This is a genomic window from Mucilaginibacter sp. (genome assembly GCF_036383575.1).
In the GTDB taxonomy this organism is placed as follows: Bacteria; Bacteroidota; Bacteroidia; order Sphingobacteriales; family Sphingobacteriaceae; genus Mucilaginibacter.
In genome coordinates this window covers 23,047-34,680 of record NZ_DASVOB010000826.1, presented here as the reverse complement: position 1 = coordinate 34,680, position 11,634 = coordinate 23,047, and the positions used below count along the sequence as shown (strand labels likewise).

Annotated in this window: 7 protein-coding genes; all 7 read left to right on the top strand. The window is 46.0% G+C overall.

The features are described from left to right. The coding region (locus tag VF500_RS29230) for a DUF5007 domain-containing protein (protein WP_330863040.1) at nucleotides 1–842 on the top strand (842 nt) is incomplete at its 5' end. 33 nt (nucleotides 843–875) lie between these two features. After that, the gene (locus tag VF500_RS29225) at nucleotides 876–4,004 is read left to right on the top strand and encodes a SusC/RagA family TonB-linked outer membrane protein (RefSeq protein WP_330863039.1); all 3,129 of its coding nucleotides are present in this window, start codon (nucleotides 876–878) and stop codon (nucleotides 4,002–4,004) included. Between the two features lie 19 nt (nucleotides 4,005–4,023). Beyond that, nucleotides 4,024–5,535 (top strand): RagB/SusD family nutrient uptake outer membrane protein, encoded by a 1,512-nt coding sequence (locus tag VF500_RS29220; protein WP_330863038.1) that lies wholly within the window; start codon nucleotides 4,024–4,026, stop codon nucleotides 5,533–5,535. A gap of 19 nt (nucleotides 5,536–5,554) precedes the next feature. Further along, complete coding sequence (locus VF500_RS29215; RefSeq protein ID WP_121226926.1) at nucleotides 5,555–6,274, top strand: hypothetical protein; 720 nt, start codon at nucleotides 5,555–5,557, stop codon at nucleotides 6,272–6,274. 40 nt (nucleotides 6,275–6,314) lie between these two features. Continuing rightward, nucleotides 6,315–7,934, top strand: coding sequence for a DUF5008 domain-containing protein (locus tag VF500_RS29210; protein WP_330863037.1), 1,620 nt, complete (start codon nucleotides 6,315–6,317; stop codon nucleotides 7,932–7,934). Nucleotides 7,935–7,962: 28 nt separating this feature from the next. Further along, on the top strand, nucleotides 7,963–9,690 hold the full coding sequence (locus VF500_RS29205) for a LamG-like jellyroll fold domain-containing protein (protein WP_330863036.1): 1,728 nt from the start codon (nucleotides 7,963–7,965) through the stop codon (nucleotides 9,688–9,690). 12 nt (nucleotides 9,691–9,702) lie between these two features. Further along, entirely contained in the window at nucleotides 9,703–11,625 is a 1,923-nt protein-coding gene (locus VF500_RS29200) for a M60 family metallopeptidase (protein WP_330863035.1), read from the top strand. The last annotated feature ends 9 nt before the right edge of the window (nucleotides 11,626–11,634 follow it).

The following is an 11,634-nucleotide window of genomic DNA, read 5'->3' as shown; positions in this document are numbered from 1 at the left end:
TTGGTAATTCATCGCAGCCCCTAACTTTCAAGATCATCAACATGCGTAACCGCGACGGCTCGGCCGCTCCGGAGCTAACGCAGCTTTTCCCGGTGCAGGTTTGGACATCGCCTTACCTGGGCGATGAAAAATCAATTGCCGAAATAGAAGCCAAACGTAAAATTGAAAACCACGCTTTATTTGAAGTAAGGGAACATGCAGGGCAGTTTTTAATGTGGGCCGCGGCACGGTCAACCTTTGTGAAAACCCAGCCCGATTCTGGTTATGTGTTTGATGTGGAAATGTCAAACAGCGGTGGCCGCAGGTATTTCCGCGATTTTAAACTGATGCCTTTAAAGGAGCGCGAGTTTGAGCCATCAACGCTAAATGCTGTCACCGGGCTATCGCAGCACACGGGCCTGTCATCGTCAGATGTGGAAAATATAATAGGTGCCAAAACCAATAAGTTTTTGAGTGGCGATGATATTGAGGTACAGTTTCACAAAGTAGGAGAGGGCAATTCGCTCAAATTCAAATTTGTTGATTCCTTGTACAACCCTATAGATCCGGCTCAGTTTAACCTCACCAAATGGGACAAGCTTGTACATGGCTTTAACATGGAGAAAACCAACCAGTATGTAAAGTATACCGTGGCCTATCCTGTTCCATTAATTGTTTATCAAACAGCTTACACCAATACCTCGGGCAATAAGGCCCACGTAGTATTCAGCTACGACAGGCAGGCCTATGGCAATATCCGCAGCGTGAGCAATCTCAAACTCGATTTTGCCATCTACGAGAAAGGCGATTGGGAGATCACCTTCTGGTTCAGGAACGAGAGCCCCAAGTTTATTAACGATTAACAGAATAGGATTTAAAATTATATAAGATCTGATATGAGATATTCAGCTATACTATTTTCTTTGATTGTGCTGCTCAGTTTCTGTCATCCGGCAGGGGCCCAGCAAAAGAAAATTACGGTTTCGGGTACCGTTATTGATGCTAAGGAAAAAAAGCCGCTGCCCGGTGTACTGGTGCGTTCGGGCAAACCATCCGTAGTGCTTGGCCAAACCGACATTAAAGGAAATTTTACCGTAAAGGCAGATGACGACGCCGAACTTACCTTTAACTTCATAGGCTTTAAAAGTATTACCCGTAAGGTAACCGGCCAGGCCATGAACATTGTAATGGCCGAAGAGGTGAACGCCCTTAAAGAAACGGTGATCATCGGTTATTCGAAAAAAACTAAGGAGGTTTCAACCGGTTCAAGCGTTGTTATCACAGCCAAAGATATCCAGGATGCCCCGGTAGCCAACGTGCTTGAACTGATACAGGGTAAAGTGGCCGGTTTAAATATCCAGAATAATAATGGTACGCCCGGTATGGCAGGGTCTATCAACATCCGTGGTATTTCAAACGTGAATGTATCCGGCTCGGGTTTCTTAACGCCAACATCTCCTCTGTTTGTGGTTGATGGTTTCCCGGTTGATGACAACTCCAATTACAGCTACGGTTTTGACCAGGCCAGCCCGGGTTTAAGCCCTATATCACTTATCCCTACCGAGGATATCCAGAGCATCGAGATTTTGAAAGATGCGCAGGCAACCTCGTTATACGGTTCGCGTGGCGCATATGGTGTTATCCTTATCACTACCAAAAGGGGGAACTCAAAAGTGCCTATCATTAAATACACCGCCAACTTTACCCTTGCACAGCCACCGTCTCTGCGCAAAGTAATTGGTGGTAAAGGCGAGCGGTTGATGCGTATTGATGAGATCCTGCAAAACGATACCAATTATTACCACGCATTAAATACTATTAACAGCACCCCCTTCCTGTCCGATAGTTTAAATGCTTATTATAATAACTCAACCAACTGGCAGGCCAAGTACTTCAGGAGCACCTTTAATCAAACCCATAACGTTGAAATTTCAGGCGGCGAAAACAAGTTCAATTACAAGGTTAATACTGGCTACTTTAGTCAGAAAGGGATTGTTGAAAATACAGACTTTACCCGCTATAACCTGAACATGAACACCCTGTACCAGCCAAATGATAGGTTTAAATTATCGGCTGCTATTAATAACCAGCTGGCTTATAACAGTACAGGTGGTGGTAACAGCTTAACACAAACAGGTGTTGCCAGCAGCGGTGCTTCATCATCATTATTGCCTGCTCCATCGTTGTTTACGGCCAGCAGCGGGTTGTTGAATACCCTGAGCACACAAAATGATAATAAAACGGTGAATATTACCGCCAATCTTGACCTGGATGTATTGATCTTTAAAGGGTTGCGTGCTACCAACTCCTTCAGCTTTAATTACTTTAGTCAGGGCACCGAAAAATTGACCCCGGCTGCATTAAATGGAGACTTTAATCAGCTTTATAATTACTTCGACCGGAAAAATACTTTATATAACCGTACTGGTCTGGCTTATGATAAGTCATTTGCCAATAAGCATAACTTCAGGCTTAATGTTTTTGGCGAGTTAAACAGCACCAATTTTAGGGCCGATGTTATCCAGCAAAGTGGTACACCTAACGATCAGATATTGGGCCCACTGGGTTACGACTGGAGCAAATCACTTGGCGGTACGCTGAATAACCTGTCTGATCTGAAAACGGCCTCGCTTGCGGCGGCATTCTCCTACAACTACAAACAGATCTATGTGCTTGATCTGTCGTACCGTATGGATGGTTCATCAACCAACGGGCCTGACGCCGGTTACTCCAAAAACCCTTCGGTAGGTGTACGCTGGAACTTCAATAAAGAAAAATTCATGCAGTCGTTCAACTGGCTCGACTATAGTTCATTGCGTTTTAGCTACGGTAAAAACATAGTGCCTACGGGCTCGGTGTATGATGTGTACGGCCGTTACATTGCCGGCGGTAACTACAACCAGGATCCTACCGTTAATTTAGATTATGGCGTTATCCCCAACACTGGTTTAACACCCACCACTACCACGCAGCTTAACGGTGGTTTTGATGCCGGTTTCCTGAACGGAAAGTTTTCCGTTACCATGGATGCTTACTATAAACAGGTTGATAACATGCTGCGCATGAAGGATATTGCCAATATCAATGCCTTCAGCCAGGTAAGCACCAACGAAATGAGCGTGGTTAACTACGGCTACGAGTTAACCTTAACCGCCCGTCCTTTACCAACTGATAGCAAACTGTCATGGCAGCTATCGGTAAATGCTGCCTTTAACAAGGATGTAATGGTTCACCTGCCCGATAATGTGAGCCAGTTATTGGTGGTTGATCCAACTACGGGCCAAAATATCCTGTACCGTTTAGGCCGCAACAGTCTTTCAAACGTATTGCTGAATACCAAGGGCGTTTATTCAAGCAACTCGGCCGTACCGGTTGACCCTTTGACCGGTTTAAGATACCGTACCGGCGGCCTGGTTTATACCTACTTTAAACAAGGTGATCCCGCCTGGACAGATGTTAACGGCGATTACGTGTTAGATGCCAATGATTATGTGGCGGTTGGTAACTCACAGCCATTAGTTACCGGTGGTTTTACCTCATCTATGCAGTATGGGCCATTCTCGCTAAGCATTAACGGTTCGTTTACAGCTATCAGGGATGTATTGAACAATGACCTTGCTTCACGTTTTCAGAGCTTTGCTAACCCTACAGCTCAAACAGGTTTAGTACCTCTTGAAGCTTATAACTACTGGAAGACATCTGGTAATAATGCTACCTATCCTAATCCTTATGATTATACCAGGGCGGGCAAAGTATCACCTTTCCGTTATGACCAAACCCTGTTTCAGGAAGATGGCTCATACCTGAAAATCAACCAGGTCACCTTCTCTTACAACTTTAAGAAAGCAATGATCAAACGGTGGAATATTTCATCGGCGCGCATTTATGTTACCGCTTATAACGTGCACACGTTCAGTAACTATTCAGGTGCAAACCCTGAAAACGTGACTGACCTTGGCCGGGATATCTCGGGTGGTTATCCTACCCCGCGCTCATACACATTAGGCCTCCAGGTTCAATTTTAATTATAAAATGAATAGTATTATGAAACGATTTTTATGTGCATTCCTGATTTTACTTGCCGGGAGCTTGGTATTGCCGGGTTGTAAAAAGTTTTTGAACGTTACACCGATAGATAACCTGTCGGGTAATAATTATTGGCAAAGCAAAAAGGATGTGGAGGCTTTTACGCTGGGTATTTACAACCAGTTTAGGGAAAATACACTGAGCACGCCTTATTTTGCCACCACAGGCGATCTGCGCTGCAGTCCGGCTGTCATGACACCCGGTTTAGGCCGTACCTATATTACCTATATAGCTACCAATGATCTCCGCAGCCTACTCAATAATACCGATCCTTACTATAGTGACCTTTTTCATTACGTTAACCTTACCAAGTGGACGGGCTGGTATAAAATGATCCAGTCGGCCAATATCCTGTATGTACAGGCGGGTACGGTGACTACCCTTTCTGACGCTGATAAAAAGCAATATCGTGCCGAGGCTGTGTTTCTGCGCAATCTGGCCTATTTGTTTTTGGTACGCCAGTTTGGCGATGTTCCTTATTACACCAAGGCCTATAACCAGGACGCGCTGCCGCGGATGCCGATGGTGCAGGTGCTCAACAACTGCATTACCGATATGATGGCTGTGAAAAATGACCTGCCATGGACCTATGACGATCCATCGCTGGTAGGCATAAGGGCTATGCGCGGCGGGGCTGATGCTTTGCTCATGCACCTCAATATGTGGGCTGCCGGCTTTGATGATGCCAACAAAACAAAATATTATACAGCCGTAGATAACCTGGGCGCCGAAATAATGGGGAATAACAGTTATGCCCTGTTGCCACTATCGCGAAGCAAGGAGATCTTTAAAGGCCGTACCAAGGAAAGTTTGTTTGAAGTGCTCCGCAGCCTTAACTACGGGGAGTACTCAACCGGCGATTACCTGTACAACACCTTTACCGATATGGTTTTGCACTACCCGCACAAGCCGGTAAAATCAATTACCAAAAGCTATATCTATTACAACAGTAAGTTCATAACAAAACTGTACCCCTTAAATGCACCTGATAAAAGGGCTACTACCTGGTTTGATCCGGCTACCCTTTATGCCACTGACGGTTCATGGGAGCTGCTGAAGTTCGTGAACATTTTTGCCGCCGAAGGCGAAGACGTACTGCCCGATGATGACCTGATGGTTTTTCGCCTGCCGGATGCCATTTTGCTTCGTGCCGAGGCACAGGCCGAACTGGGTAACGACGCTGCCGCACAAACTACCCTCAATGTGGTTCGGGCCAGGGCTGAAGCTAATCCTGTTACCGACATCGGTAAAGATCTTAAAGATGATATCTGGTATGAACGCGCCCGCGAGCTGATGGGCGAGGGGCATTATTATTATGACCTGGTGCGCACCAAAAAGGTACTGGATAAAGAGTATTGCTATCACCCTATACCGGTTGAGGATTTCAAAGCCGGAGCCTGGGCATGGCCAATTGACAAAAGCGCTTTGGTTAATAACCCATACATCACCCTAAATAGTTTCTGGCAATAATATTAATACAAAACATAACATGTACAAGATCATAAAAACAATTATAGCCGTATTCATTATCGCTGCCTGTTTCCTGGCAGGGTGTAAAAAAGATAGTTATTACTATGATACGGGCGTTCACCAGGCCAAATATGACGGTACCATTTTAGATTACCTGAAGGCTAAACCTTTCATTTTCGATAGCCTGGTACTGGCCATCAAGGTCGCCGGTATGGAAGATGTTTTTCAAAAGGAAAACGTAACCTTTTTTGCGCCGCCCAGCTCATGCATTCACAAGGCTATAGTAAACCTCAATACCGATCTGCGCAACAACGGAAAAGATACCGTTTCGCAGCTGGGGCAGGTACAGCCACAGGTTTGGAAGGATATGCTTTCCGAATACGTATTTAAAGGTACATACCTGTTAAAGGACATTCCTCAAATTGATACGCTTGCACTTTCGGCGTTCCCCGGCCAGGGGTATGTTTCATACGGCGGCCGCACCATGAACATCGGTGTGTTTTACAATAGCGCCAACGGGGTAAAATATGTTGGTTACAGGCAGCTTATCTTATCCTTCATCCCTGATTTTTCAAACCCAACGGTGGGTTTGCTTAACGTACCCATTGCAACTTCCGATATCCAGCCTACAAACGGGGTTATCCACGCTTTACAGTTCCAAAACCATGTGCTGGGTTTTGACAGCCGGCGGTTTATCACCGCAGCCGAATCGGCAGGGATCAGTAAGCCAACGCAATAATAACCGGGGGATAAATTATATAAATACTTAAGAAATGATCATGATATCAAACCTTATAAAAAACGCCGGCAGCAAGCTCCTGAAAATGGGGTTGGTATTGCTTGTAATTGCGCAGGTTTCCTGTAAAAAATCCTCGATATTACAGGAGGACCCTTACGGAGGTGGAAAATCGCCCCTGGGCATTAAATTCACTGGCGAGGAGCCTACGCCCAATAGCGGTAGCTCGGGCGATGCCGTTACTTTTAAAATAAAAGGCCTGCTTAGCCATAAAGACAACTTCCAGTTCCTGGTTAATGAAATTGAAGCCAAGGTAACAGCCCTTACCGATAGCACGGTTACCGTAACCATTCCTGATAATGCAAGCTCAGGCGGTACTACTGTTATTGCCGACGGACAATCATTTTTCGGCCCTAAGTTCACTGTGGACGGGAAGGTTTCAATCGATGCCTCCTTTAAAGCGGTAAACGGCACCAACGGCGCTATAAATGACCTTTTGCAAACCCCCGATGGTAATTACCTGCTGGTTGGCGGCTTCACCAATTTTGAGAGCCAGGCACCTTCAACGCCGGTAAACCACATCCTGCTCATCACACGCGACGGCGATTTTAAACCGGATCTTAATGCCGGAACCGGCAGCGATGGCACCCTGCAAACTGTAAACAGGCTCGATAACGGGCAATATATTGTAGGTGGTTTGTTATCCACTTTCAACAACCGTAAGGGTATCAACGGGATCACCCGCTTAAATATCGACGGTTCTTTAGATTCGGCTGCTATTGAGGTCATCAATCTTAAACCGCAGATCCCAAACCTGGGCCTTGATACTGTGGCTGCATTTAATGGCGGCGTGTTTGGTACGGTTGTAAAGAGCTTTGTAAGGGATGGCAAAATTACCATACTGGGTAATTACCAAAATTATGTGAAGTATTTCTACCCGCGCTCAACCCGCGATTTTAAAGTAGCCGACGTTACCAAAATGAACCAGATAGCCCGCCTTACCCAGGATGGCACCATGGATTCTACCTATAATTATAACCCCAGCACCAGGCAGGGTTATGCTGGTGGTAATGGCGATATAAATGACGCCTTTATGCAGGCCGATGGTAAAATTATAGCTGTCGGTGCTTTCTCAACCTTTAATGGGTTGCCAGCCAATCACATTGTACGCCTTAATACCGATGGCTCTGTTGATGCAACATTTGCTTCGGGTACGGGTGCTGATGGTCCGGTTACTTCCATCCGTTACAATGCTACTACGGGTAAAATGATCCTTGCTGGTTCATTTAAAACCTATGGAGGTAAAACCAAAAGTGGCGTGGTACTCCTGAATGCTGATGGCAGTGTTGACGATACCTTTCAGTTTGGTGAGCTCACCGGCGGGGTGCCCAATTTTGCAGCACAGCTTAACAATGGCAAGGTGCTTATCTCGGGCAACTTTAACAAGTACAACAGCATCATTAGGCAGGGCTTCATGATTCTTAATGCCGATGGTTCGCTGGCTGCAGGTTATAACAATACGGGGGCCTTTCAGGGGCGTATAACCAAGGTGGTCGAAACAACCTCGGCCCTTGGCAATCCGGCTGTGATACTGGTGGGCGACTTTAACAAGTTTGATAACACCAAAGTAGGCAACATAGTGCGCGTTGAGTTGAAAAAATAAGTGGGATACTAATAATAACAGTAACGAAATGAAAAAATATACCTTCAAAAAGCAGGGGAAAAACCTGGCGGTGGCGGCAGTGCTTGCACTACTGGCAACAATGCTGTTTACCTGTAACAAGGATTTTCCAAACAAGCTCAAAGATGCTTCAAAGAATGATACGCTGGGCATCAATGTAAAAACGCGTAAAGTGCTATACATTATTGTCGACGGAGTAAGGGGGCGTGCCTTACGCTCACTCAGTGCGCCTAATATTTCAAAAATAGTAAAGAACTCTATTTACGCTTATGATGCCTTGAGCGATTACAGCAACAACACGGTAACCAATGCCGGTACCTGGGCAAACATGATAACAGGCGTTACGGCCGATAAGCATAAGGTTACCACCAATGATTTTGCCGGGAACAATCTTGCCGCTTATCCTACCTTGTTTGCAAGGTTGAAACAGGCAGGTTCAAGCTATCGTACAGTTTCTATAGCATCAACGGCAAGCTTTAATGCCAATCTTGCCGGCGATGCTACTTATCAGAAAACCTATGAAAATGATGACGCTGCCGTTAAAGGCGCAGTAACCGACGAATTGCAAAAAGAAGATGCCAAACTGGTAGTTGCCCAGTTTCACAGTGCCGAGCTTGCAGGCGAGGCCAGTAGCTTTGAAGATGCTGATGCAAAATATACCAGTGCCATCCTCAAAATTGACGGCTATGTTGGGGAGATTATGACAGCGTTAGCAGCCCGGAAAACCTATGCGGCCGAAAACTGGTTGGTAGTTATTGCATCAAACAAGGGCGGTGCTATTGAACCCGACCCAAACAGTACCGATTTTACCTCTTATGCCGATGCAACCCGCAATAACTTTATTGTGTTTTATAACCCGCGTTTCAGCACGCTGTTTGTTCCAAAGCCAGAAACTGATAACATAGCTTATACCAACACCAGTATCACTTATGATTACGCCGGTTCAAAACGCCCCAATGCGTCATTACAGGACCCATCTACATTCAATTTCGGGGTTTACGGCAATTTTACGGTGCAGGTGCTGATAAAAAGTCTGCCGGGTGAGTTTTACTATCCTACGTTTTTATCAAAACGGGTTACGGCTTTTACCGGCGCAGGTTGGAATATGTTCCTTGAGGGTGATGCCTGGACACTTAACTCCTCGGTAGCCAGCCAGGCGCAGGGAACCACCATTAACGATGGTTTATGGCACAAGCTCACCGCGGTTTTTGACGGTACAAACAAAAAGGTAAGGGTATATACCGATGGTGTGCTTAACACTACACGGGATATGAACGGTAACAACCCTAATAACAATGCATCATTTAAATTGGGTTATATACCCGGCAGCGAAGATGAAAGCGCTAATGTGCTCATGACAAACCTGCAGGTATATAATGTGGCGCTCACTACGCAACAGATCTCTGATTACTCCTGCAAAACCAGCATTGATGAATCAAATCCTAATTATAAGAACCTGGTAGGCTACTGGCCAATGACCGAAGGTTCGGGTAATTTGCTGAAAGAAAAAACAGGTAAAGGTGCCGACCTGCTGGTAGGTGCTAACGGCGATTGGGAAAACTTCAGCGACCTGAGCCCAGCCCTGTGCCCGGATATCAATACCTCGTTTTTTACCATGGTACCCAATAACGTTGATATCCCATTTGAAATTTACCAGTGGATGAGCATTACCATACCGGCATCATGGAAGCTGGACGGCAGGTCATGGAACCCAGTTTACTCAGATATTAAACCATAATACATCAGATAAATGAGAAAGATATATTTAAGTATACTTTGTGCTGTTTTGCTTGCGGGAGCTACCTCCTGTAAAAAGTATGGTCATGAGTTTGAAGATGGCTACAATAAACCCGGCAGTACCACGCCGGTTGATATTACCGTTGATACGGCCATGTCGCAGGTTGACAGGTCTATGTACTCACGGGCACGTATTTTTCCGGGCCTGATCGATCCGGGCGAGCCAAGGGTTAAGGACGAGAAGTTTACGCTTGATCTTAACTTTTCGGCATCCAATGCCAGCATCTTGCGTATTTCGGTTGCACCCGAGCCGCAATTCAGCACTGGTTACTGGGCACCTGCCGGCGAACTGATAAAAATTATTGTTCCTGATGGCGTTAACGGCTTAAGCGTACAGGTTGGCGGGCATACTGATGACCTTACCGGGCAGGTAAGTATTCAGCGCGATCCATTGATCTATACCGTCAAAGCCCTGTTTCCGGGTGTTAACTATGTGCGCAACGTATACGGCGGTACTATTTATATCCGCGCATCGTTTGCTATTGCACAGCCGGTCCAGTTTACCATAACCGGAGCTGCAAAACAGCCCGATTTTGTGCTGGGCACAAGTAACAACGCCACCTGGATGGCGCAAGTAAAGGCATCAACTGTACCCTGGCTTGAACTGCGCTCAAAACGGGTGATATTTTTGATCCCCAGAGATTTCCTGATCAAAAACTTCAACTCGGCAAATGCACTTACCGATCCAACGGCCCTGATGACTGCCTGGAACAACGTTTTTGAGTTAGATTATAATGGCTGGATGGGCCTTTCAGATAACAGTACCGACCTGCGCGACAAAAGTCCGCAGGGGGCATGGCGTGAGGTGCTGGATATTCAACCCAGTGTAGGTTATGGCCACAACGGTTTCCCGGTAGTGGCTACTATGGATAATGAATGGTTTAACAGCGTGGTAAGTATCGACCAGCTTTTGCATGGCGCAAACTGGGGCACTTATCATGAGTTTGGACACAACTGCCAGCAAGGCAATATATGGAGCTGGAGCACGCTTGGCGAAACCACCAACAACTTGTTTAGCTTTAAAGTGGCCCATCGTAATGGTGCCGATTTTTCTATTCAGCATGGCGACGATTGGGTGCAACCCGCGCTGGATTTTGCCGAGACCAATAATGATCCGGCAAATTTCAATACGGTTGATGCCATGAACGACCCTTTCCGAAGGATAGTGCCTTTTCTGCAGATCTTTGAACTTTATGGCTATGATGCCATGACATACCTGTACACAGCAGCAAGGCATGCCCCGCGTTTATCTAACACCGACCAGGATAAGCAGGATTTTGTGTACGAACGCTTTTCAGAGTTTGCCAAAACCGATCTGAAACCGTTTTTTGATGCCTGGGGAATTAGCGTATCATCCCAGTCAAAGCAAACCATCAGTGCTAAATATCCGCTGCTTACCAAAAAAATATGGACGTACAACCCTATGACCAAACAAGGCGGTACCGCTGATATTACCTATAAAACAAGCATTACCGTAAGCTCGGAAGAAACAACCGGCGAAGGGGCTGTTAACGGCCACGCAGCTGCTTTGATTGACGGCAATAACAATACCTACTGGCATTCAGAGTGGTATTACGCAACGGCGGTATACCCTTATACACTGGTGTTAAATGCCGGTGGGCCAGTTACAGCTAAGGGTATGTATTTTGTTCCGCGAAACAGCACAGCGCAAAGGCCTAAAAACATTGACATATATACCAGCACCGATAATGTAAACTGGACGTTTGTTGGCTCAACCATCATTACTAATGCTTTTGCCCGGTATGAGTACCTGTTCCCGGCCAGCAAAACCGCACAGTACTACAAAGTGATACTGAAAGATGCCTGGACAAATACACCAAACGCGGCCCTGGCAGAGATGAACCTAATTAAATAATCAGCCAAT

Bases quoted from the DNA above. Each gene is read 5' to 3' on its own strand.
- VF500_RS29225 (WP_330863039.1), top strand. From the start codon at position 876: ATGAGATATTCAGCTATACTATTTTCTTTGATTGTGCTGCTCAGTTTC.
- VF500_RS29220 (WP_330863038.1), top strand. From the start codon at position 4,024: ATGAAACGATTTTTATGTGCATTCCTGATTTTACTTGCCGGGAGCTTG.
- VF500_RS29215 (WP_121226926.1), top strand. From the start codon at position 5,555: ATGTACAAGATCATAAAAACAATTATAGCCGTATTCATTATCGCTGCC.
- VF500_RS29210 (WP_330863037.1), top strand. From the start codon at position 6,315: ATGATATCAAACCTTATAAAAAACGCCGGCAGCAAGCTCCTGAAAATG.
- VF500_RS29205 (WP_330863036.1), top strand. From the start codon at position 7,963: ATGAAAAAATATACCTTCAAAAAGCAGGGGAAAAACCTGGCGGTGGCG.
- VF500_RS29200 (WP_330863035.1), top strand. From the start codon at position 9,703: ATGAGAAAGATATATTTAAGTATACTTTGTGCTGTTTTGCTTGCGGGA.